Raw genomic sequence first — 23360 nt, 5'->3', positions numbered from 1 at the left:
CGCGAAGGGGGAAGAGTGGAGCTAGAATATGAACCAGCTTACCAACTTCATGAACCCGGTCGCGAAGCCCGAAACCTTTGACATGATCAAGATCGGCATCGCGAGCCCCGAGCGTATCCGCTCGTGGTCGTTCGGCGAAATCAAGAAGCCCGAAACCATCAACTACCGCACGTTCAAGCCCGAGCGTGACGGCCTGTTCTGCGCGCGCATCTTTGGTCCGATCAAGGATTATGAATGCCTGTGCGGTAAGTATAAGCGCATGAAATACAAGGGCATCGTCTGCGAGAAGTGCGGTGTCGAAGTCACCGTGACCAAGGTCCGCCGCGAGCGCATGGGCCATATCGAGCTCGCCGCACCCGTCGCGCACATCTGGTTCCTGAAGTCGCTGCCGTCGCGCATCGGCCTGCTGCTCGACATGCAGCTGAAGCAGCTCGAGCGCGTGCTGTATTTCGAAGCCTATATCGTGCTTGAGCCCGGCCTGACCCCGCTCGAGAAGTTCCAGCTGCTGACCGAAGACGAACTGCTCGACGCGCAGGACGAATATGGCGAAGACGCCTTTTCGGCCGGCATCGGCGCCGAGGCGATCCGCGTCCTGCTCGAAAACCTCGATCTGGAGCAGGAACGCACCGATCTGATGGAAGATCTGGCGACGACCAAGTCGGAGCTGAAGCCCAAGAAGATCATCAAGCGCCTGAAGGTCGTCGAGAGCTTCATCGAATCGGGCAACCGTCCCGAATGGATGATCCTGGAAGTCGTCCCCGTGATCCCGCCCGAACTGCGCCCGCTGGTGCCGCTCGACGGCGGCCGCTTCGCGACGTCGGATCTGAACGACCTCTATCGCCGCGTCATCAACCGCAACAACCGTTTGAAGCGCCTGATGGAACTGCGCGCGCCGGACATCATCGTCCGCAACGAAAAGCGCATGTTGCAGGAAGCCGTCGACGCATTGTTCGACAACGGTCGCCGCGGCCGTACGATCACCGGCGCCAACAAGCGTCCGCTGAAGTCGCTGTCCGACATGCTGAAGGGCAAGCAGGGCCGTTTCCGCCAGAACCTGCTCGGCAAGCGCGTCGACTATTCGGGCCGTTCGGTCATCGTTACCGGCCCCGAACTCAAGCTGCACCAGTGCGGCCTGCCGAAGAAGATGGCGCTCGAGCTGTTCAAGCCGTTCATCTACGCGCGCCTCGACGCCAAGGGTCTGTCGATGACCCTGAAACAGGCGAAGAAGTGGGTCGAAAAGGAACGCAAGGAAGTCTGGGACATCCTCGACGAAGTCATTCGCGAGCACCCCGTCTTGCTGAACCGCGCCCCGACGCTCCACCGCCTCGGTATCCAGGCGTTCGAGCCCGTGCTGATCGAAGGCAAGGCGATCCAGCTGCACCCGCTGGTTTGCGCCGCGTTCAACGCCGACTTCGACGGCGACCAAATGGCCGTGCACGTCCCGCTGAGCCTCGAGGCGCAGCTGGAAGCGCGCGTGCTGATGATGTCGACCAACAACATCCTGTCGCCCGCGAACGGCAAGCCGATCATCGTGCCGTCGCAGGACATGGTGCTTGGTCTCTATTATCTGTCGATGGAGCGCGAAGGCGAACCGGGCGAGGGCATGCTGCTCGCCGACATGGCCGAAGTGCATCAAGCGCTGCACGTCGGTGCGGTGACGCTGCACAGCAAGGTCATCAGCCGCGTTCCGCAGACCGATGAGCAGGGCAATGAGTATCTCAAGCGCTTTGAGACGACGCCGGGCCGCATGCTGATCGGCGAGTGCCTGCCGAAGTCGCACACCGTGCCGTTCGACGTCGTCAACCGCCTTCTCACCAAGAAGGAAATCGGCGACGTGATCGATCAGGTCTATCGCCACACCGGCCAGAAAGAGACGGTGCTGTTCGCCGACGCCATCATGGCGCTGGGCTTCCGCAACGCGTTCAAGGCGGGCATCTCGTTCGGCAAGGACGACATGATCATCCCGGCGTCGAAGGAAGGCCTGGTCGACGAAACCCGCGCCCTGGTGAAGGATTTCGAGCAGCAGTATCAGGACGGCCTGATCACGCAGCAGGAAAAGTACAACAAGGCGATCGATGCCTGGTCGCAGTGCGGCGACAAGGTCGCGAACGCGATGATGGACGAAATCCGCGCCGAACCGAAGGATCCGAAAACGGGCCGACTGGCCCCGATCAACTCCATCTACATGATGGCGCACTCGGGTGCGCGTGGTTCGCAGGCGCAGATGAAGCAGCTCGCGGGTATGCGCGGCCTGATGGCCAAGCCGTCGGGCGAGATCATCGAAACGCCGATCATCTCGAACTTCAAGGAAGGTCTGACCGTTCTTGAATATTTCAACTCGACCCACGGTGCGCGTAAGGGTCTGGCCGATACGGCGCTCAAGACGGCAAACTCGGGTTACCTGACCCGTCGTCTGGTCGACGTGTCGCAGGACTGCGTCGTGATCGAGGAAGATTGCGGCACGACCCGCGGCATGGAAATGCGCGCGATCATCCAGGGCGGTTCGACGATCGCCTCGCTGGGCGAGCGTATCCTTGGCCGTACCACGCTGGAAGATGTGCTCGACAAGGACGGCAATGTGCTGGCCCCGGTCGGCACGCTGCTCGACGAAGCCACGACGCAGAAGATCGAGGACGCCGAGGTTCAGTCGGTGAAGATCCGTTCGCCGCTGGTTTGCGAAGCGGTGCTGGGCGTTTGCGGCAAATGCTATGGCCGCGACCTCGCGCGCGGTACCCCGGTGAACATCGGCGAAGCGGTCGGCGTTATCGCTGCCCAGTCGATCGGTGAACCCGGCACCCAGCTGACCATGCGTACCTTCCACATCGGCGGTGCGGCGCAGGTCAACGAGCAGTCGAACGCCGAAGCGATTTCGGACGGCACGATCGAATATCGTGACATGCCGACGATCGTCGATCAGCGCGGCCGCCGTCTGGCGCTTGCCCGTTCGGGCGAAGTCGCGATCATCGACAGCGAAGGCCGCGAACGCGCGTCGCACAAGCTGCCCTATGGTGCGCACATCCTGTTCAAGGATGGCGACAAGGTGAAGAAGGGCGACCGGATTGCCGAATGGGATCCGTTCACCATGCCGCTGATCACCGAAAAGCAGGGCGTCGTGAAATATCAGGATCTGGAAGATACCAAGACCCTGATCGAACAGGTCGACGAAGCGACGGGTATCGCCCAGCGCGTCGTGATCGAATATCGCTCGGCGGGCCGCGCCAAGAAGGAAGACCTTCAGCCGCGCCTGACCCTGCTCGACGATGCGTCGGGCGAAGCCGCGCGCTACCTGCTCGCGGTCGGCACGATGCTGTCGGTCGAGGACGGGCAGGAAGTGCAGGCGGGCGACGTGCTGGCGCGTGTCAGCCGTGAAGCGTCGAAGACGCGCGACATCACCGGCGGTCTGCCGCGGGTGGCCGAGCTGTTCGAAGCGCGCATTCCGAAGGACAACAGCGTCATCGCAAAGATCAGCGGTCGCATTGAATTCGTCAAGGATTACAAGGCGAAGCGCAAGATTGCGATCGTTCCGGAAGAAGGCGATCCGATCGAATATCTGATCCCCAAGTCGAAGGTGCTGGAAGTGCAGGAAGGCGACATGGTCAAGCGCGGCGACGCGCTGATCAGCGGTTCGCCGAACCCGCACGACATCCTCGATGTCATGGGCGTCGAGGCGCTGGCCGAATATCTGGTCGCGGAAATCCAGGAAGTGTACCGACTGCAGGGCGTGAAGATCAACGACAAGCACATCGAGGTGATCGTTCGCCAGATGCTGCAGAAGGTCGAGATCACGACCGGCGGCGACACCACGCTGCTGCCGGGCGAGCAACTCGATTATCTGGAGATGATGGAATATAACGCCAAGCTGCCGAAGAATGGCGTGCCGGCGGAGGGTCGTCCGGTCCTGCTGGGCATCACCAAGGCGTCGCTGCAAACGCGCAGCTTCGTTTCGGCGGCATCGTTCCAGGAAACGACCCGCGTGCTCACCGAGGCGTCGGTGCAGGGCAAGGTCGATTCGCTGATCGGGCTGAAGGAAAACGTCATCGTCGGCCGCCTGATCCCGGCGGGTACCGGTGCCGCCATGAACCGCGTCCGCGTCACCGCGTCGAGCAAGGATGCCGCGCTGCGCGCATCGATGCGCGCCGCAAGCCAGGTCGACCTGATCGCTCCGGCCAGCGCCGCAGCCGAACATGCCGCCGAACTGGCGCAGGGTCCGGAAGCCGCGATGGGCGACGATCCGCTGGGCAAGGTACAGGGCGAAGACTTCACCACCGACGATGTGATGGTCGAAGAACGCCCGGAGGGTGAGGGCGAGGCGTAAGCCTCACCTCGGCCTTTGGCTGACAGAATTGAGCCCCGCCGGAGCGATCCGGCGGGGCTTTTTCTTTGGTGGCTTTGGGGTGGTTTTAAGCCGTTCCCCTCCCTTCCAGGGAGGGGTTAGGGGTGGGTGGGAGCGAAGCGAGCCGAGGCAGGATGCCGCCTTCGGCGGCTACCCACCCCCAGCCCCTCCCTAAAAGGGAGGGGAGAAGACACGTCCGCAACCGATCGTTAGCGTGCAACTTTCGGTCCCGTTCATGTCGAGCGAAGTCGAGACACCGATCGGTTTGGCGCAAGGTCGAGGGGCATCTCAACTCCGCTCGATGCGAACGGGCTAAGGCGCAAGTCTCTCGGCTGCGGGATCGTCAAACAGAAAAGGGCCCACCGGGGTGGCCGGTGAGCCCTTGGTTGCTTGGGAATGTGCGGGCCGGTGCGACTGCGCCTGAAAGGCGCCCGGCCCTTTGGCTGCCTCCTAGGGCGCGAGGATCGCGACGGCGAGGTACAGCAGCAGCGGCAGGCCGAAGCCCAGAAGCGTCAAGGCGACAAAGCCGACGCGCGTCCACAAGACGTCGATGCCGAACTGGTCAGACATGCCGGCGCAGACGCCGAAGATCATCCCGTCGCGACGATTCTTGCGAAAACCCTGTTTCATTTCTTTCCTTTCCATCCCGGCCCCTTCGACAAGCTGAGGGCCGGCGTTTTACGCGCTGCGTTGATCAGGCAACCAGGTTGCTGGGACCGGCAGCGGCGAGAAGCATGATCGAGCAATACAGCGAAGCAACAGCAGCGATCGCATAGCTCTTGAACGAGTCGACATTGAAATGGGCCATGATGTTTTCCTTCCTTGAACCTTCCATCCGGGCCATCCCGGTGGATGCCAACAGTTATGCAGGGAGCGTGCCAATTTCATTCATTGGCTGTTAAGCGTGGTTTTTTGGCCTGCGACAGATTATTTCAGCGCGCAAATTGCACTGTGATGGTGAAAAATCCCGTTAGTCGGAAAAATATCCGCGAAAGTTTCTGATTGGATGATGCGCTGTTGTTTGGTGGCATTTGGACGCAAGGGCGGGATCCCGACTTTCGCCGGGATGACTGTAGGGGGTGCGGTGCGGACGGGTGTGGGCTGGCGCGGCCCGATGAGCTGCGGTAGGCGGCATGTAGGATGACGCTGACCCGCCTTTCGCTGACCGATTTTCGCAATCATGCCGCCGCGGAGCTCGTCGCCGGGCCGGGGCTGGTTGCGCTGCACGGCGACAATGGCGCGGGTAAGACCAATATATTGGAGGCGATTTCGCTGCTCGCGCCGGGACGGGGGCTACGCCGCGCGGCGCTGGGCGAGATGGTGCGCGACGGCGCGAGCGGCGGCTTTGCGATATTCGCTGAAGTGCTCGCCGGTGACGACCTGCCGCCGGTATCGCTGGGCACGGGGATCGAGCCCGCGCATCCGGGACGGCGGATCGTGCGGATCAACAGCAGCGCGGCCGCCGCGGCGTCGCTCGGCGAATGGCTGGGGGTGCTGTGGCTGACTCCGGCGATGGACCGGCTGTTCGTCGAGACGGCGGGCAACCGGCGGCGTTTCCTCGACCGGCTGGTGCTGGCGCTCGACCCGCGTCATGCGCAGCACAGCAACCGCTATGAAGCGGCGCTGCGCGCGCGCGGCAAGCTGTTGGCTGACCCTGCCAGCGCCGACCCGCAATGGCTGGCGAGCCTCGAGGCGCAACTGGCCGAACATGGCGCGGCGCTGGATGCGGCGCGACAGGCAACGCTGGCGGCGCTGTCTGCCGAACTGGCCGCGCAGCCTGATGCGCCCTTTGCCCGCCCGCTGCTGACGTTGGTCGATAGCGATGGGGCGGTGCGCGCCGCGCCGCATGAGGTGGCGGCGTTGCAGGCCTTGTTTGCGGGACGTCGGCGGGTCGATGCGGCGGCGGGCCGCGCGACCGCGGGGCCGCACCGCGACGATCTGGTCGCGCTCCACGCCGCGACGGGCCGCGCCGCGGCGCGTTGTTCGACCGGCGAGCAAAAGGCGATGCTGTTGTCGTTGGTCCTGGCGCATAGCGACTGCGTCGCGCGGTCGCGCGGCCAGCGACCCGTGCTGTTGCTGGATGAGGTGGCGGCGCACCTCGACCCGCGGCGCCGCGCGGCGCTCTATGCGCGGCTGGCGGGGCAGGGGGGGCAGGCGTGGCTGACCGGCACCGAGTCGGCACTCTTCGCCGACATGCCCGGACCGGTGATCCGATTCGCCATTAGTGGCGGACGGATCGCCGTGGACTAGTACATCGTGCAAGTGCAATTGCGCCGATCTGGCGGTAATTTCAGATCGATGTATTTGATAGCGCATTGCAATATGCATGTAACGCGCTATGAATCCTGATTGTGGAACAATAGCGTAGCGTTAAGCGAGGTCGATCCACACAAGCTTTCCATCCAGGGAGTATGAAATGAATCTGTTCAAGAAGGCGGCGGTTAGCCTCGCTGCAACGTCAATGATCGCGGCGCCGGTCGCTGCATCGGCGGCGCAGGGCGTTCGCGCTGCTTCGGCCGTCGAAGGTCAGAGCGAGCTGGAAGGCGAAACCAGCTGGATCGTCATCGCGCTCGCCGCTGTCGGCATCATCGCCGCCATCGTGCTGCTGACCGACGGTGACGACGAACCGACGAGCCCGTAATCGGGTTTGCAATTCGAGTTACAGGAGGGGCCGCGGACATTGTCCGTGGCCCTTTTTGCTGTGCCGATGGGAGGCCGCCGATAGCGGCATGCGCATCGGCACCGGCCGCGTCAGAGAATTTCCCGCACGACGTCCTGCGGGCGGCAAAGTCGGACCCCCTTGTCGGTCCGGACGATCGGGCGCTCGACATAGGCGGGGTTAGCGGCCATCGCGGCGATGATCGCGTCTTCGCTCGCGTCTTTCAGTCCGCGTTCCTCGGCATCGGTGCCGCGCAGGCGGAGCGCGTCGCGCGCGGCCAGACCCGCCGCGGCGAAGAGCTGGCGCAGCTTGTCCGCTGTATAGGGCTGCTTCAGATATTCGATGATGGTCAGTTCGATGCCCGGCGTCTCCTGCAGGATCGCCAGCGTCTTGCGCGAGGTGCCGCAGGCGGGGTTGTGCCAGATGGTTGCTTTCATCGTCGATCCTTTCAGGAAGGCGTTTGCAACGCCTAAGGTTGCGCCCATTGGCGCAGCAGATTGTGATACGCGCCGGTGAGCGCGACCAACGCCGGATCCTGGTCGCCGACGCGCGGACGCAGCGACTGGATGCCGAGGTCGATGTCGAACAGGATTGCGCGGCGGGCCGCATCGGCGACCAGGCTCTGGACCCAGAAGAAGCTGGCGAGCCGCGCGCCGCGCGTCACCGGGGTTACACGGTGCAGCGTCGTGGCCGGGTAGAGCAGCATCGACCCCGCCGCGAGCTTGAAGCGATGCGACGCGCTGCCGTCCTCGACCTCCAGCTCGCCGCCGTCGTAGCTGGCGGGATCGGCAAGGAACAAGGTCGCCGACAGGTCGGTGCGGAGCGCGGCGCCACCGGGCGCCTGGCGGATCGCATTGTCGACATGGGTACCGAAATCATGGCCGCTGGCATAGCGGTTGAACAGCGGTGGAAAGATATGCCGCGGCAACGCCGCCGACTGGAACAACAGGCTCGCGGCGAGACCGCCCTCGACAATCTCTTGCAGCTGCTGCGTCAGCGGGTGGCGCTCGGGCAACTGCTCGTTGCGCTTGACCGCCGCCGACTGATAGCCGGCGGTGGTACGGCCGTCGGCCCAGGGGGCGCCGACGAGCAAGGCCTGCGCACGGGCGAGGGCTTCGCCGGTCAGAACATTGTCGATGACCAGATACATGGCGGCGTCATGCCCCGGGGATTGCGACGCGGCAAGCCCCGGGGGACGGCATCAGAAATCCAGCGCGAGCGTCAGCACGCCCGACCGGCCGGGGCCGGGGATCGACTGACCGCTGCCCAGCGACTGGAAATAATATTTGTCGCCGATGTTATAGACGTTGGCGCGCAGCTTGACGTTGTCGGTCAGGCTATATTCGGCAAAGGCATCGACTACCGTGTAGGACGGTGCGGTGATCGTGATGTTGCCGGTGGTCAGGCTGGTCGGAATATCCGAACGGCGTTTGCCATTATACTGGACGCCGCCGCCGATGCGCAGCGCCGGGGTCACCGCGAACGACGTCCACAGCGTCGCGCTGTGCGGCGGCGTGTTGTCGAGCGGCAGGCCGACCTGCACCGGAATGTTCGAGGCGCGGACCTCGCCGTCCAGATGCGTGTAACCGGCGAAGATGTCCCAGCCGGGCAGGATTTCGCCCGCCGCCTGCAATTCGATGCCGCGAATCCGCTGACGCCCGTCCAGCACCACCGCGGGGTCGCCGGGGTTGACGCCGGGGGTGCGGGCGTTGGTCTTGGTGATTTCGAACAGCGCGGCGCTCAGCAACAGCCCGCCCGACAATTCGAGCTTGCCGCCAAATTCATACGAGCGGCTGCGCTCGGGCTTGACGTTGAAATTGGCCGCGGTGACCGGCGCATTGTTGTTGCCGCCAGCCAGCTGGACGACCTCGGCGCGGCCCGACGGTTCGAACGCGGTGCCCCAGCCGAAATAGATGCTGCTGTTCGCGCTGGGCTTGAACACCAGCGCGGCGTTGCCGCTGAACTCGCTGTCGCGGCGCGACAGGTCGGTGGCAAAGCCGGGGGCGGTGAAACCGCTGTCGACAAGGCCGCGCACCCGCGTATCGACCCAGTCGTGACGAAGGCCGCCGACGATTCGGAACTTGTCGCCGATCTCGACCGTGTCGAACAGATACAGACTTTTGGTATCCATATCGATGCGCGCCGTGGTGCCGTTATAGGCGACCGGCGGCGCGGCGAGGAAGGTGGGGTTGAACAGGTTGAACCGCGGTCCGTCGGCGTCGAGCTGGCGCCGGTTGCTGGTCAGTTCGTCGGCATATTCGAAACCGACCACGATATTGTGCCGGAAACTGTCGCCGCCCAGCGTCAGTTCGAGCTGAGTCTGGTTGACGAACAGCTCGTCGCGCTGGTCGCGGAATTTGCGGTTGCCGACCGCCTCCGTCGTCGGCCCCAGCGTCGTCACATTGCCGACAAAGCGCGGCGACGACGCCGATTGGGCATAGTCGGTCTGCGCCCAGCGCAGCTTGTTGCTGATCGCGACCGATTCGTTGAACCGGTGCGACACGATCAGCGAAGCGATATGCGTTTCGACGTCACGATAATCGGTCGAATAGCCGTAGTAATTGCGGCGGCGCACCGGGGCGGCGACGCCCTCGAAACCCGACCCCGCGAGCGAACGGTTGCGTCCGTTGGGAATGCCCATGTCGGGCAGGTCGTTCTGCCGCAGGAAGAAATAACCGATGGTCGCTTGCGTGTCGCCGCCCAAGCCGAAGCCGAGCACGGGGTTCACGCCCCAACGCTCGCTCTTTGCCCGGTCGCGACCGGGTTCGTCGTTGCGGTGCGCGACGGCATTGATCCGCAGCGCGACGCCATTGGCTTCGTCGAGGACGAAATTGCCGTCGACCGTAGCGCGGAGATATTTGTCGGTGCCCGCCGACAGCTCGGCGCCGTAGCGATTTTCGAGCAGCGGCTGGCGCGAAACTATGTTGAGCGAGCCGCCGATGTTGCCGCGTCCGGCGATCGCCGACGCCGGACCCTTGGTCACTTCAAAACGGTCGGCGTTGAACGGATCGCGGAAATAATTGCCCGGATCGCGCAGGCCGTCGACATAGACGTCGTCGCGGCCCGCAAAGCCGCGGATCGAGAAGCTGTCGCCGCCGCCCGGCGGATTGCCTTCGCCCGCCTGGAAACTGATGCCGGTGATATTGCGCAGCGCATCGCGGAGGGTGCGGCGACCCTGTTCGGCGAGCAGCTGGTCGGTCACGACGGTCGCGCTGTTCGGGGTATCGACGAGGGGCAGCGGGGTGCGCGCGTCGGACAGTCCTTCGGCAACATAGCCGGTGACGACGATATCGTCGCCGCCGGGCGCGTTGTCGGCTGTACCTTCGGCGGCGGCTGCGGGCGCAGCGAGGCCGCTGCTGACGGCGGCGATCAGAGCCATGCGAACCGAAACCGACGTCACGATAATTTCCCCTGGTCAAGATGGATTTGGTCGCGCCAGCTAGTGATATTGCAAATGGTTTGCAAGTGCATAGTGCACGGATGACCCGGAGCAGCCGATATCGTACGGCTTTAACCCGCCGTTCATGGCAAATATGCCACATCTTCCCGCATGGAGCGGAACCACCTGCTTGCCTTTCCCCGCCGCTTTGCGGCTAAAGGGTCATCGAGGAATCGCCATCAGGCGATCGATGCGGGGCGCGGTTGACGTGAAGAATCTGTTGGATCGACGGACATTGCTTGCCGGAATTGCTGGCGCGGGCGCCTTGGCGGCGGCCCCGGTTCGGGCGCAATTGCCCGACTGGGTGCGGCAACCCGTGACGCCTGCATCGCCGCCGGTCGATTATCTGGCGGTCGCGCGCAAACAACTGGCGACGCAAAGCCGCCATATTCCCCAGACCGACCGCGTCGGTATCGTCGATTTCGGGCTGCCGTCGGCGCGTCCTCGCTTCGCACTGGTCGACATGGTGGCGGGCAAGATCGATATGTTCCCCGTTACCCACGGCCGGGGATCCGATCCCCAGCATGATGGCTGGCTCAAAAGCTTTTCGAACCGCGTGGGCAGTCTGGCAACCTCGCGCGGCGCCTATCGCACCAGCGATTATTACTGGGGTGCCAACGGCTCGTCGATGCGGCTCGCCGGGCTGGAGCCCGACAACAACAACGCCGATGTTCGTGCCATCGTTGTCCATGGCGCCTGGTACGCCGACCCGTCGCTGATCGCGACACAGGGCAAGCTCGGGCGCAGCGAAGGCTGCTTCGTATTCGGCGAGGATCTACTCCCGATGATCCTCTACAAGCTCGGGCCGGGGCGGCTGTTGTTCGCCGACCGGCTGAGCGAAGTGCCGCCGATGCCGGTGCCGTTCCAGCTGCCACCGGTCGCCGACAATATCCGCCGCGCGGGGTCGGTCAACGGGACCTTCCCGACAACGGCGGACTGATGGGCTGACTTCGGTTTCAGGGTGTGGGCAGACACGACAAAGACGTCGCCCCCGCGGAGGCAGGACCCGCTAGTCACCTAATTCCTGAGCGTTTTCGTAAGCCGACAGCGGCCCCCGCCTTCGCGAGGGCGGCGTCTTACTTCGGTCGTAAGCCTACGCCCCTCAGTAAATTCCCGACGTCCCTGGCGTGGTGGCGCGTGCGGTCGTTTCGACCGTCGGCACCACCGGCGGTGCAGCGGGGGCGATGATCGTCGCGGTCGGGCGGCCGGGCTTGGCAAAGCTAGCCACCACGGGTGCGTCGCGACCGTAGAGGTCGCCGAGCTTCTTGGTGCCGCCCTTGCCGTCGGGCACGACGGTCCAATAGGCGACATAGACCGGGAAGGGCTTGTCAAAGCCGAAGCGCGTCGTTTCGCCGCTGGCGATTGCCGCGCCAAATTCTTCGGGGCTTCGGCCCGCGAACATCACTGCCATCAGGCCGGAGAAATGCAGCGCGCGCTCGGTCCGGATGCACCCGTGGCTGAACGCGCGGGCGGCGGCGTTGAACGCGCCCTTCGATGGCGTGTCGTGGAGATAGATCGCATGCTCGTTGAGCATTTCCATCTTCATCACTCCGAGCGCGTTGTTCGGGCCGGGCTTTTGCACCACCGACAGGGTCTTGCCGCTGCCGGTCCAGGTATAGCCCTGCGCGCGCGCGGACGCAGGGTTGCGCGCGATTGTCGCCCCGATGCCTTCGTTGATGATGCTGCGCGGCAGCGTCCAGTTCGGGTTGACGATGATCCCGGTCGCCATCGGATTGAGCTGCGGGGTCGCGGTCGACGGCTTGCCGACGACGGCCTTGTGGGTAGCGATGACGGTCCCGCCATGGACCACGCGGGTCATATATTCGGGTACGTTGCTGACGACATAACGATCGCCCAGCGCGCGCGGCATCCAGCGCCAGCGTTCCATGTTGACGCGGATCGCATTGGCGTCGGCGGGTATTTTGGCCTTGGCAAGCGATGCCTTGAGCACGGCAAAGTCAGGGTGGATCGGGTTGAGGCTGGCGAGCGCCTCGGCGATCGTGCCGCTATTCAGCGCATTTCCAAGCAGCGGGAGCAGCGGTTCGGCATCGGCGTCGCTATCGACCATGAACCATTGCTTGCGCGCCGCATTGGGGGTGCGTCCGTCGCGCAAATGGGTGGCGAGCAGCAGGAAGGTGTCGGTCGCGATCTTGTCGAGCCGCGCCTGATCGTTCGCCAGGATCGCCGCGGCCAGCGCATCAGGGTTATAGTCCTTGGCGAACAGGCCTTCGGCGCCGATTTTTTCAATCGCGCTCAGCAAAGCGGTGGCGTTTTCCTCTGACCAGCTCGGCAGGGCGACTTGCGCCGCGATCACCGGGGCGTCGTCGGCGACCTTGTCGGGCTGCAGGACGACCGAATCCTCTTTCACCGCGGTCTGGGCAAAAGCGGGCGTGGCGAGGAGGCCGAGCGGGAGGAGAAAGGTCGCAGCCGGGCGCCGCGAAAAAGGAGAGTTTTTGACCATGGTTAAGGGCCATAGCCAATAATGCCGGGGAGTTAAAGTGAGGTGGCGCACAGCTGGGCGCATAAGCGGCGCCCCGGTTTGAGGAGAAGGAGAGGCGTTACGCCTTCTCGAGCGTGCATTGCAGCGGGTGCTGGTTCTGCCGCGCGGCGTCCATCACCTGGTTCACCTTGGTCTCGGCGACTTCATAGCTGAACACGCCGCACACGCCGACGCCCTGCTGGTGGACGTGGAGCATCACTTGCGTCGCCTGTTCGATGTCCATGTTGAAAAAGCGCTGGAGCACCATCACGACGAATTCCATCGGCGTGTAATCGTCGTTGAGCAGCAGCACCTTGTACATCGAGGGCTTTTTCGCCTTGGCGCGGGTGCGCGTGGCGATGCCGACGCCGGGGCTGCCGGGTGCGCCGTCGTCCTTGTCCGCCATCGCGCGGACATCGTCTGACTCCGCCATCGCGCGGACATCATCTGACGCCGCCATCGCACGGACCGGCTGGGTGGTCGAAACTGGAAACATCATGGCAGGAATATCGCAAGCCGCAGCCGAAGCGCAAGGGGCGCGCGCGCGGTTTTTAACCTCTTGTTCGCCAGCCCGTCGCCGGCGGCGCTGAAAGCAAGAACCGCCCGCTTCCTTGGGGAAGCGGGCGGCCTTGGGGGTGTCGGCGCAGGCGGGGAGGGAGGGGGGATGCCCGCGCCAACGGAAGGTGAAAGCGGCTTAGACGGCCTTCATCTTCGAGGTGATGACCGAAACGCGGTTCGAGATCGGCGCAAAGCTGTCGTTGGCCATCTTGACGACCAGTTCGCTGGTCTTCGAGGTCTGGGCAACGGCGGCGTCGAAGGCCTTCTTGCTGTTTTCGGCATAGAGCTTGAAGAATTCGGTCGGCGACTTGACCGAGCTGTAGCCCTTCAGCGCAGCGGTCGTGTCTTCAAAGCTCTTGCGAGCGAAGGTCACGCCTTCCTGGCCCAGAACTTCCATGTTCTTGGCAGCGATCTTGCCGGCTTCGACCAGCGCTTCGATGTTGGCCTTGTTGAATTCGACGGCTTCTTCGGCCAGCTTGCTGGTCTTGCTCATCGCTTCCTTCGCCTTTTCGTTGAAGTCGGCGGTCAGGGCTTCGGTGCGGGTCTTCGCTTCGTCGGCGAACTTCTTCACGGTGTCGTTCATGGTCTTGATTCCTTTGCTGACGGCGGCAACCGGCGTCGGTGCAGCCTTGGGGGCAAGTTTCGGGGCAATTTTCTTCACGGCTGCCTTCTTGGGGGCAACCTTCTTGGCGGCGGCCTTGGGGGCAGCAGCCTTCTTCACCGTCGGCTTGGCTTTTGCCTTCACCGTCTTGATCTTGGCGGGAGCCGCAGCCTTCGCCACTGCGGGGGCAGCGACAACGGCGGGGGCCGCCGGAGCTTCCACCGGCTTGGCGGCGGTTTCCAGCGTCGCGGCTTCGAAAGCCTTCTCGGCACTATCCATCTTGGTAGCCATGGGTAAAACTCCTTTATGTTGCAGTGCACAATATAGGAGTGGTTCGGCGATTTCAAGGGTATTTTTGTGCAGCGCACAAAAAACCTGTCACCGCCGCCCATAGGCAGGATAATCGCTAGATATTACCGCTGTTTGACATAGCGGCCGGGCGCGTCCTCGATCGCCTTCCTGGCCCCTTTCCCGGGGATGCGAGCGCCTTTGACGGCGACTTTTTTGTCATCCTGTGCGGCAATCCAGTCGATCCAGTGCGGCCACCAGCTGCCTTTTGTTTCGCTGGCACCGGCGATGAATTCGTCCAGCGTCGCAGCTTCGCTGTCGCCGGTCCAATATTGATATTTGCCCGCGGCGGGCGGATTGACGACCCCCGCGATATGGCCCGATCCGGCAAGCAGGAAGGTCTTGGGCCCCGACAGATGATCCATTAACCGCCACACGCTGGCGAGCGGCGCAATATGATCCTCGCGCCCCGCCTGGATATAGGCCGGGGTCTGGATTTTCCTCAGGTCGATCGGCGTTTCCAGCGCGGACAGACTGTTCGGAATGACCATGCGGTTGTCGCGGTACAGGTCGACCAGATATTGGCGGTGCCATTTCGCGGGCAGGTTGGTCGTGTCGCCGTTCCAATAGAGCAGGTCGAAGGGCGGATAGTCGTTGCCGAGCAGATAATTGCTGACGACATAATTCCAGATCAGGTCGCGCCCGCGCAGGCTGTTGAAGGTCGCCGCCATATAGCGGCCATCGAGATAGCCTGGCGCCGACAGCTGTTCGAGCAGCGCCAGATAGCTGTCGTCGACGAACAGCTTAAGGTCGCCGGCCTGTTCGAAATCGACCTGCGCGGTGAAGAAGGTGACCGACTTGACCCGCTCCGCCTCGCCCTTCGCGGCGAGCACCGCCAGCGTCGCGGCGAGCGTCGTCCCGGCTACGCAATAGCCGATCGTGTGGACGGCGGGCACGTCCAGCGCCGCGCGCACGGTATCGATCGCATCGATCTGCGCCGCGATATAATCGTCCCACACCACGTCCTTCATCGACGCGTCGGCCGATTTCCACGACACCATGAATACCGACAATCCCTGTTCGACCGCCCAGGCGACGAAGCTTTTGGCGGGATTGAGGTCGAGGATATAGAAGCGGTTGATCCACGGCGGGAAGATCAACAGCGGGACAGCGAAAACCTCTTTGGTCGTCGGCGTATATTGGATCAGTTGGTAAAGGTCGGTTTCGTGGATGACCTTGCCCGGCGTCGTCGCGATATTGACCCCAACCTCGAAAGCATCGGGATCGACATGGCTCAATTGCCCGCGCGATAGGTCGGTGAGCATATGCTTCAAGCCCTTGAGCAGGCTTTCGCCACGCGTTTCGACAGCGCGCCTGATCACTTCGGGGTTGGTCAGCGCCAGATTGGTCGGCGCCATCGCATCGGCGATGCTTTTGGCGGCAAATTCCATCTTGGCGCGCGCCGCGGGGTCGAGCCCGTCGAGCTGGCGCGTCGTCGCCAGCATCTGTTCGGCGAGCAGGCCATAGGTCTGGCGGATCATCGCGAACACCGGGTTCGCCGCCCAGTCGGGGTCGGCAAAGCGGCGGTCCTTTGCCGCGGCGGCATCGGGCGCCGCCGGGGTCATCGGGTTCAACGTCGCGAGCGACGTCCAGAACGCGACGCCCTGTTCCCACATCCTGGACGATTGCTGTGTCCACGTCTGCGTCGCCGGGTTTTCAAGCCATGTCGCCGGATCGAACAACGCAGCGGCGCCCGTCTTGCCGTCGTTCACTTGCCCCAGCGCATATTCGAGCATCATCTGCTGCGCGCGCCCGATCACGCTCGCCCAATGCTGCATGTCGTCGGGGGTCGGCAGGAAGGGGTTCGGAGCGTCGGTCGTGTCGCTATTGTCTGCGTCGCTCATGTTCGTTCCTGCTGGTCAGTGCGGTTAGAAGCCTATAACAAGCCGCGGTGCGGCTGGCGAGGCGCCGTTCGCGCTATATCCGATAACGAAAAGGAGTTGTTCTAGTTTCCCATGTCCGAAGATGAATTCTATCGCATCAAGCGCCTGCCGCCCTATGTCATCGCCGAAGTCAATGCGATGCGTGCGGCCGCCCGCGCCGCGGGAGAAGACATCATTGACCTGGGGATGGGCAACCCCGACCTGCCGCCGCCCGCGCATGTGATCGAAAAATTGTGCGAAGTCGCGATGAAGCCCGACGCGCACGGCTATTCACAGTCGAAGGGCATTCCGGGGCTGCGCAAGGCGCAGGCCAATTATTACGCGCGCCGCTTCAACGTCGACCTCGATCCCGAGAGCGAGGTTGTGGTGACGATGGGGTCGAAGGAGGGACTCGCGAGCCTTGCGACCGCGATCACCGGCCCCGGCGACGTCGTGCTGGCGCCGAACCCCAGCTACCCCATTCACACCTTCGGCTTCATCATCGCGGGCGCGACGATCCGCAGCGTGCCGACGACGCCCGACGAGAATTACTGGCGCGCGCTCGACCGCGCGATGGCCTTCACAGTGCCGCGTCCGTCGATCCTGGTGGTCAATTATCCGTCGAACCCGACCGCCGAGGCAGTGGATCTGGCCTTTTATGAGCGGCTGGTTGCGTGGGCGAAGGAGAATAAGGTCTGGGTGCTCAGCGACCTTGCTTATTCCGAACTTTATTACGACGGCAATCCGACGCCCTCGATCCTGCAGGTGCCGGGCGCGAAGGATGTCGCGATCGAATTCACCTCGATGTCGAAAACCTATTCGATGGCGGGCTGGCGCATGGGCTTTGCGGTCGGCAACAAGCGGCTGATCGCGGCGATGACGCGCGTGAAGTCCTACCTCGACTATGGCGCCTTCACCCCGATCCAGGCCGCGGCCTGCGCGGCGCTCAACGGCCCGCAGGACATCGTCGCGAAGAATCGCGAGCTTTATCAGAAGCGCCGCGACGTGATGGTCGAAAGCTTCGGTCGCGCCGGGTGGGACATCCCGAGCCCCAAGGCATCGATGTTCGCCTGGGCGCCGCTGCCGCCCGCGCTCAAGGAGATGGGCAGCCTCGAATTTTCGAAACAGCTGCTTACCCATGCCAAGGTCGCGGTCGCGCCGGGGGTGGGGTACGGCGAGGATGGCGAGGGCTATGTCCGCATCGCGATGGTCGAAAACGAGCAGCGCATTCGTCAGGCCGCCCGCAACGTCCGCAAATTCCTAGCCATGCACGGCATCAATACGCCCTCAGTCGCGGCGGGCGGCGAGGGATGAGCATGACCGGCTCGGCGATGATCGCCGAGACGATCCAGCTGTCGGTCACCCCGGTGTTCCTGCTCGTCGCGACGGGCAGCCTGCTCAACGTGCTGACCGGGCGCCTGTCGCGCGTCGTCGACCGCTCGCGCGCGCTGATGGAGCGCTGGGCCGAGACCGAGGGGCATGAGCATGAGCGCGTGGTCGCCGAACTGCGCGCTGCCGATCGACGAATGGACGTGATCAACAATGCGATCGCAGCCGCGGTCGCGTGCGGGATTGTCGTGTGCCTTCTCGTGGCGCTGTTGTTCGCGCAGGCGATCGCCGGGTTCAACCTGGGGCTGGCGGCGTCATGGGCGTTTGCTATCGCGATGCTGCTGTTGCTCGCGTCGCTGGTGCTGTTCCTGATCGAGGTGCGGATGGCGATCCGCAATATCCATGTGCCGATGGAGTTGCTCGAGCTGGAGGAAATGGGCTGGAAGCGGCGGCGGGATAAACGCTGACTACTTGAAGATCGTCATTGCGAGCGCAGCGAAGCAATCCAGAGTGGAATACGCGACTCTGGATTGCTTCGCTGCGCTCGCAATGACGAGTAATTATTGTGGCGCGATGCTCGCCCGATAGGTCGGCGCCACGCGCTTGCGGCTCGCCTGTTCATAGGCATAGCCCGCAGCCAGCACCTCGGCATCGGTCCATTTTCCGCCAATGAACGACACGCCGATTGGCAGCCCCGCGATCGTCCCCATCGGCACCGTCAGGTGCGGATAGCCCGCGACGGCGGGTAGCTGGCTCGCGCTGGGGCCGGTGTAATGATCGCCGTTCACCAAGTCGCTGGTCCAGGCCGGACCGTTGGTGACCCCGACGAGCAGGTCGAGCTTGTCGGCGGCAAGCAGCCGGTCGATGCCCTCGGGCCCGGCAAGCCGCGCGGCTTTCGCCTTTGCTTCAAGATAGGCGGGGCTGTCGAGGCCGCCCTTGGTTTCGGCGAGCTCGAACAGCGACTGGTCGAACCATTGCAGCTCTGCAGGGTTCGCCTTGTTGAAGGCGATCAGGTCGGCGAGCGTCTTGGGACCGTCATTGGCCGGAAGACTCGCGAGATAGGTCGCCATGTCCGCCTTGAGCTCGGTCAGCAGTATTTCAAACTCGGCGGCGCCCAATTCTTCCAGCCCTTTGCGGCTGTCGGCGATCTCGACCACCGTCGCGCCGAGCTGCGCCATCTGTTTCAGCGCTGCGTCGAACAGCACGGCGATGTCGGCGCGGTCGCCGATGCGATCGCGCAGCACGCCGATGCGCTTGCCTTTCAGCGCCGCGACCGACAGTTCGGCGGCATAGTCGGTCTTGCGCGCGTCGGCCTCGATGGTCGCGGGATCGGCGGGGTCGCTGCCGACGATGACGGTCATCACCAGCGCGGCGTCGCGCACGGTCAGCGTCATCGGGCCGGCGGTGTCCTGGCTATGGCTGATCGGGACGATATGCGTGCGGCTGACCAGCCCGACCGTGGGTTTGAAGCCGACGATGCCGTTGACCCCGGCGGGGCAGGTGATCGATCCGTCGGTTTCGGTGCCGATCGCGATCGGCGCGAGGCTTGCCGCCGTCGCGGCGCCGCTGCCCGCCGATGACCCACAGGTGTTGCGATCGAGCGCGTGGGGGTTTTTGGCGAGGCCGCCGACCGCACTCCAGCCGCTGGTCGAATTGTTCGAGCGAATATTTGCCCATTCGCTGAGGTTGGTCTTGCCGAGGATGACTGCGCCCGCCTCGCGCAGCCGCGCCACCAGCGGCGCGTCACGGTTAGTGACATTGTCCTTCAGCGCCAGCGATCCCGCCGTGGTCGCGATCGGCCCCTTCGCCTCGATATTGTCCTTGAGCAGAATCGGGATGCCGTGAAGCGGGCCGCGCACGCGTCCGGCCTGGCGTTCGAGGTCGAGTGCATGTGCCTGACTGGTCGCGTCGGGAAAGGTCGCGATGACCGCATTTAATTGCGGGCCATGGTCGTCGAGGTTGCGGATGCGCTCGAGATAGGTTGCGGTGATGACGTCGCTGTTCACCCGCCGCTCTGTCATTTCCGTCTGCAACGTCGCCGCATCCTTGCCCTCGACCGGCGGCAGCGGCGGCGGCATCGCCATGGCTGGAGTGATCAGCGCGAGGGCGGGGACGGCGAGCAGCGAGATTTTTTTCATGCGCCGCAGGCTGGCAGCCGTAGCGGCAATTGCAAGCGGCGATTTTCGGGGCGCCGCAAGGGCGTTGACACCACTCCCCCCGGTCTGCTCCCATGGGAGCGGGAGATCAGAATGACCGATAAAGCTGCCTTGTCGCAGGGCGTCACCACACCCGCCGCCGGGGTGTCCGCGCAAACGCGGACGATGCTGTGGATCCTGCTGATCGTCTATATCTTCAATTTCCTCGACCGGCAGATCGTCAACATCCTGGCCGAACCGATCAAGGCCGATCTCGGGCTTTCGGATACGCAGCTGGGCTTGCTGGCCGGCCCCGCCTTTGCCGTATTCTATGCGCTGCTTGGCATTCCCATCGCCCGTTATGCCGACAAGGACGGCACGAACCGCGTTCGCTTGATCGCGATTTCGCTCGCGATCTGGTCGGCGATGACCGCGGTGTGCGGACTGGCGCAGAACTTTGTCCAATTGCTGCTGGCGCGCGTTGGCGTCGGCGTCGGAGAAGCGGGCTGCACGCCAGCGGCACATTCGCTGATTTCCGATAGCGTGCCGGTCGAAAAGCGGTCGTCGGCGATCGCCTTTTATGGGCTGGGCGTGCCGATCGGATCGCTGCTCGGCCTGATCATCGGCGGCGTGGTGAACGACATTTATGGCTGGCGGATCGCGTTGATGATGGTCGGCGCGCCCGGCATTCTGCTCGCGCTCGTCGTGCTGTTCGTCATGCGCGAACCGCGCCATAGCCGTTCGGCGGAGGCGGTCGCCACGGCGCGCGCCGTCGTTCCGCTTTCGACCGGCGAGGCGCTGCGCGAAATTTTCAGCTCGCGCGCCTTCGTCTATATCCTGATCGCGGCGTCGGTCGTTGCCGTGCTCGGCTATGGCAAAGCGCTCTGGACGATCAGCTTTTTCATTCGCAGCCACGGACTGTCCACAACCGAGGCTGGCCTGTCGATGGCGGTCGTGCTGGGGCTGGCGGGCGCGTTCGGCACCTGGCTCGGCGGCAAGATGGCCGACAAATACGGCCCGCGTGACAAGAAGCACCTGCTGACCTTTCCCGCTTATGGCATGGCGATCGCGGCGCCGATCCTGTTCCTCGGCTATTATATGGAGGATTGGCGGATCGCGGTGGCGATGCTGATCATCCCGACCATCCTCAATTCGGCCTATTACGGCCCCGCCTATGGCTGTGTGCAGGGGCTGGTCCAGCCGCGCGCCCGCGCCGTCGCGGCGTCGATCATGCTGTTTGGCCAAAATCTGATCGGGCTTGGGCTTGGGCCGTTTCTGTTCGGGGTGTTGTCCGATGCGCTCCAGCCGCTCGCGGGGCAGGAAAGCGTGCGCTGGGTGCTTTATGGCGCCGCATGGCTGGGGCTGATCCCCGCCTTCTTCTTCTGGCGTGCCAGCCTGCGGCTGAAAGCCGAGCTGAAGTCGGGGTAAAGATAAAGGCGTAGCCCTGAGCTTGTCGAAGGGCGCTTCTCGGTGAAGCGCCCTTCGACAGGCTCAGGGCTACGGTCATTTCATCAATAGGGCGGATCGACCTTCGCGCGCTGTGCTTTCGCGGCATCCACCCACCAGTTGAGATCATCCGCAAAGCGCGGGAAGCTTTTCGCAAGACGCGCACCGTCGTCGCCGGTCGGCTGGCCATCGGCATCGAAAGCGCCGCCGATCCGCCCGACCGGCAGGATCGACGAGGTGACCGCCATCCCCATCTCGCCCAGCGTGTCGCGCCAGCCCATCATCGCGCGGACCCCCGACCATGGTCCCGCCGAGTAGCAGGCGATTGCCGCAGGCCGCCAGAACCATTCCTCGAGGAAATGGTCGGTGAGGTTCTTCAGCCCCGGCTGCGGCCCCCAATTATATTCGCCGGTGACGAAGACGAAGCCGTCGGCAGCGCGAATCTTGGCCGCGAGTTCGGCCATTGCAGGCGGCGCCTCGCCCTTCGGATATTCCTTATACATGCGGTCGAGCATCGGCAGGCCAACGGCCTTGGCGTCGATCAGTTCGGCGTGGTCGCCGCGTGCGATGATGGCATCGACCAGCCACCGCGCAAGTTTGATGCCCTGCCGGTCGCGGCGATAGCTGCCATAGAAGACGAGGATTTGTCGGGTCATCGCGCGACCGTGGCATGGCTTGCGCCGCAACGGAAGTCCCCTAAGCTGATCGCGACCAAGGGTGGGGGGAGAAGATGATGCGCGTTTATCGCACGCCGGACGATCGTTTCGTGGATTTGCCGGACTGGCCCTATGCGCCAAATTACATCGAGATCGCCGGCGGCCTGCGCGTTCATTATGTCGACGAAGGGCCACGCGACGAGCAGCCGGTGCTGATGCTCCACGGCGAGCCGACCTGGGCCTATCTCTATCGCCACATGATCGGCCCCGCGGTCGATGCCGGGTTTCGCGTCGTCGCGCCCGACCTCATTGGCTTCGGTCGCTCGGACAAGCCGCTCGATCGCGCGGCGTATAGTTATGCGGCGCAGGTCGCGTGGATGCGGCAGTGGATCGAGGCGCTTGATCTGAAGGACATCATCCTCGCGTGCCAGGATTGGGGTTCGCTGATCGGCCTGCGCCTCGTCGCCGAAATGCCCGAACGCTTTGTGGGCGTGGCGCTGTCGAACGGCGGGCTTCCCGAAGGCCAGCGGGCGCCGCGCGCTTTCGCGATCTGGCGCGCCTTTTCGCGCTACAGCCCGGTGTTCCCGATCGGCAAGATCGTCAAGGCGGGCGCCAAACGCGAATTGAGCGCGGCGGAAATCGCCGCCTATGACGCCCCATTCCCCACCCGCGCATCAAAGGTGGCAGCGCGGGTCTATCCATCCTTCGTGCCGCTCGGCGACAATATTGCGGTCCCCGACCAGAAGCGCGCCTGGGCTGCGCTCGAAGCGTTCGACAAGCCGTTCCTGTGCTGCTTTTCCGACGGCGATCCCATCACGCGCGGCGGCGATGCCCTGTTCACGTCGCGCGTTCCCGGCGCGGCGCGCGTCACGCATCGCACGCTGCACGGCGGCCACTTCATTCAGGAGGACGACCCGGCGGGCTTTGTCGCGGCGATCCGGGATGTCGGCAATGCGGCGAGCCGTGCCAGCTCATAGGCCACCGCCTAGGGCATAGGAAAAATCCGGCTTTGTTTGACCACACCATAGGCAAAGCTGGTGTCGATCGACGCCACGCCGGGGATCATGTGCAGCGTTTCGCGAACAAAGCGCTCATATCCCTCCAGATCGGGGGCGACGACGCGCAAAAGATAGTCGATGTCGCCGGTCATCAGGAAGCAGTCGAGAATCTCTTCGATCGTTGCGACACGTTCCTCGAATTGTCGCACATTGAGTTTGCCATGACCGTCGAGCTTGATGCCGACGAAAATTGTGAGCGGAAAACCATAGGCCTTTTGATCGACCAGGGCCGCGTAGCCCTTGATAACCCCGCGTTCCTCAAGCAGGCGGACGCGCCTCAAACAGGGTGATGGCGACAGATTGACCCGCGCCGCCAAATCCTGGTTGGTCAGGCGCCCGTCCTGCAAAAGTGCGCGGACAATCTGGTGATCTTTTTGGTCCATGGTCATAATCGTGGCACAATATGCCAAAAATATCGCGATTTATAGTCATATTGGGCAGCACATGCCAGCGCGGT

General features: G+C 63.8%; 19 protein-coding genes. 8 read left to right on the top strand and 11 right to left on the bottom strand.

Annotated features, from left to right (window positions below):
- Positions 1–28: 28 nt before the first annotated feature.
- A complete protein-coding gene (rpoC, locus tag G9408_RS07125) occupies positions 29–4315 on the top strand; it encodes a DNA-directed RNA polymerase subunit beta' (protein WP_120216762.1) in 4287 nt (1428 codons plus the stop codon).
- A 468-nt stretch (positions 4316–4783) separates the two neighbouring features.
- Here rpoC and G9408_RS07120 read toward each other — a convergent pair whose 3' ends face one another.
- On the bottom strand, positions 4784–4978 hold the full coding sequence (locus tag G9408_RS07120; protein WP_235957492.1) for a PspC domain-containing protein: 195 nt from the start codon (positions 4976–4978) through the stop codon (positions 4784–4786).
- Between the two features lie 495 nt (positions 4979–5473).
- On the opposite strand from G9408_RS07120, the gene recF reads away from it, so the two are divergent.
- Positions 5474–6583: a DNA replication/repair protein RecF gene (gene recF / locus G9408_RS07115; RefSeq protein ID WP_168453271.1), complete on the top strand. Its 1110-nt coding sequence runs from the start codon at positions 5474–5476 to the stop codon at positions 6581–6583.
- 166 nt (positions 6584–6749) lie between these two features.
- Positions 6750–6974 carry a hypothetical protein gene (locus tag G9408_RS07110; RefSeq protein WP_137869395.1) on the top strand — a complete coding sequence of 75 codons (225 nt, stop codon included), beginning with the start codon at positions 6750–6752 and terminating at the stop codon, positions 6972–6974.
- A gap of 110 nt (positions 6975–7084) precedes the next feature.
- Here G9408_RS07110 and arsC read toward each other — a convergent pair whose 3' ends face one another.
- The 3 genes from arsC to G9408_RS07095 are packed head-to-tail and all read right to left on the bottom strand — an operon-like array spanning position 7085 to position 10371.
- Positions 7085–7429: an arsenate reductase (glutaredoxin) gene (arsC, locus tag G9408_RS07105; protein WP_168453270.1), complete on the bottom strand. Its 345-nt coding sequence runs from the start codon at positions 7427–7429 to the stop codon at positions 7085–7087.
- 32 nt (positions 7430–7461) lie between these two features.
- Entirely contained in the window at positions 7462–8142 is a 681-nt protein-coding gene (locus G9408_RS07100; RefSeq protein WP_168453269.1) for a Fe2+-dependent dioxygenase, read from the bottom strand.
- A gap of 51 nt (positions 8143–8193) precedes the next feature.
- Positions 8194–10371, bottom strand: coding sequence for a TonB-dependent receptor (locus G9408_RS07095; RefSeq protein WP_168453268.1), 2178 nt, complete (start codon positions 10369–10371; stop codon positions 8194–8196).
- 268 nt (positions 10372–10639) lie between these two features.
- On the opposite strand from G9408_RS07095, the gene G9408_RS07090 reads away from it, so the two are divergent.
- Positions 10640–11371: a murein L,D-transpeptidase catalytic domain family protein gene (locus tag G9408_RS07090; protein WP_328804401.1), complete on the top strand. Its 732-nt coding sequence runs from the start codon at positions 10640–10642 to the stop codon at positions 11369–11371.
- A gap of 162 nt (positions 11372–11533) precedes the next feature.
- Here G9408_RS07090 and G9408_RS07085 read toward each other — a convergent pair whose 3' ends face one another.
- The 4 genes from G9408_RS07085 to G9408_RS07070 form a co-directional block, all read right to left on the bottom strand.
- A complete protein-coding gene (locus tag G9408_RS07085) occupies positions 11534–12892 on the bottom strand; it encodes a L,D-transpeptidase scaffold domain-containing protein (protein WP_168453266.1) in 1359 nt (452 codons plus the stop codon).
- A 97-nt stretch (positions 12893–12989) separates the two neighbouring features.
- On the bottom strand, positions 12990–13343 hold the full coding sequence (gene clpS, locus G9408_RS07080) for an ATP-dependent Clp protease adapter ClpS (protein ID WP_120218077.1): 354 nt from the start codon (positions 13341–13343) through the stop codon (positions 12990–12992).
- A 261-nt stretch (positions 13344–13604) separates the two neighbouring features.
- Positions 13605–14360, bottom strand: coding sequence for a phasin family protein (locus tag G9408_RS07075; protein ID WP_168453265.1), 756 nt, complete (start codon positions 14358–14360; stop codon positions 13605–13607).
- Positions 14361–14482: 122 nt separating this feature from the next.
- On the bottom strand, positions 14483–16261 hold the full coding sequence (locus G9408_RS07070) for a PHA/PHB synthase family protein (RefSeq protein WP_168453264.1): 1779 nt from the start codon (positions 16259–16261) through the stop codon (positions 14483–14485).
- A 111-nt stretch (positions 16262–16372) separates the two neighbouring features.
- Between G9408_RS07070 and G9408_RS07065 the strand changes: the two genes are divergently transcribed.
- Positions 16373–17593 carry an LL-diaminopimelate aminotransferase gene (locus tag G9408_RS07065; RefSeq protein ID WP_168453263.1) on the top strand — a complete coding sequence of 407 codons (1221 nt, stop codon included), beginning with the start codon at positions 16373–16375 and terminating at the stop codon, positions 17591–17593.
- Positions 17590–18075 (top strand): DUF2721 domain-containing protein, encoded by a 486-nt coding sequence (locus G9408_RS07060; protein ID WP_168453262.1) that lies wholly within the window; start codon positions 17590–17592, stop codon positions 18073–18075. Before G9408_RS07065 ends, G9408_RS07060 begins: the two co-directional genes overlap by 4 nt.
- Before the next feature lie 93 nt (positions 18076–18168).
- On the opposite strand, the gene G9408_RS07055 is transcribed toward G9408_RS07060, so the two are convergent.
- Positions 18169–19746 (bottom strand): amidase, encoded by a 1578-nt coding sequence (locus G9408_RS07055; RefSeq protein WP_235957491.1) that lies wholly within the window; start codon positions 19744–19746, stop codon positions 18169–18171.
- Positions 19747–19857: 111 nt separating this feature from the next.
- On the opposite strand from G9408_RS07055, the gene G9408_RS07050 reads away from it, so the two are divergent.
- Positions 19858–21171 (top strand): spinster family MFS transporter, encoded by a 1314-nt coding sequence (locus G9408_RS07050; protein WP_168453261.1) that lies wholly within the window; start codon positions 19858–19860, stop codon positions 21169–21171.
- An 83-nt stretch (positions 21172–21254) separates the two neighbouring features.
- Here the strand turns inward: G9408_RS07050 and G9408_RS07045 are convergent, their stop codons facing one another.
- The gene (locus G9408_RS07045) at positions 21255–21845 is read right to left on the bottom strand and encodes an NADPH-dependent FMN reductase (RefSeq protein WP_168453260.1); all 591 of its coding nucleotides are present in this window, start codon (positions 21843–21845) and stop codon (positions 21255–21257) included.
- 74 nt (positions 21846–21919) lie between these two features.
- Between G9408_RS07045 and G9408_RS07040 the strand changes: the two genes are divergently transcribed.
- A complete protein-coding gene (locus G9408_RS07040) occupies positions 21920–22822 on the top strand; it encodes a haloalkane dehalogenase (RefSeq protein ID WP_328804400.1) in 903 nt (300 codons plus the stop codon).
- 8 nt (positions 22823–22830) lie between these two features.
- Here G9408_RS07040 and G9408_RS07035 read toward each other — a convergent pair whose 3' ends face one another.
- Positions 22831–23292, bottom strand: a complete 462-nt coding sequence (locus G9408_RS07035; protein WP_235957490.1) for an Lrp/AsnC family transcriptional regulator — start codon at positions 23290–23292, stop codon at positions 22831–22833.
- Between the last annotated feature and the right edge of the window lie 68 nt (positions 23293–23360).

This window comes from Sphingopyxis microcysteis (assembly GCF_012274265.1).
Taxonomy (GTDB): domain Bacteria; phylum Pseudomonadota; class Alphaproteobacteria; order Sphingomonadales; family Sphingomonadaceae; genus Sphingopyxis; species Sphingopyxis microcysteis.
Note: the sequence above shows the minus strand (reverse complement) of the source record. Positions and strands in the feature narration are given on the sequence as shown.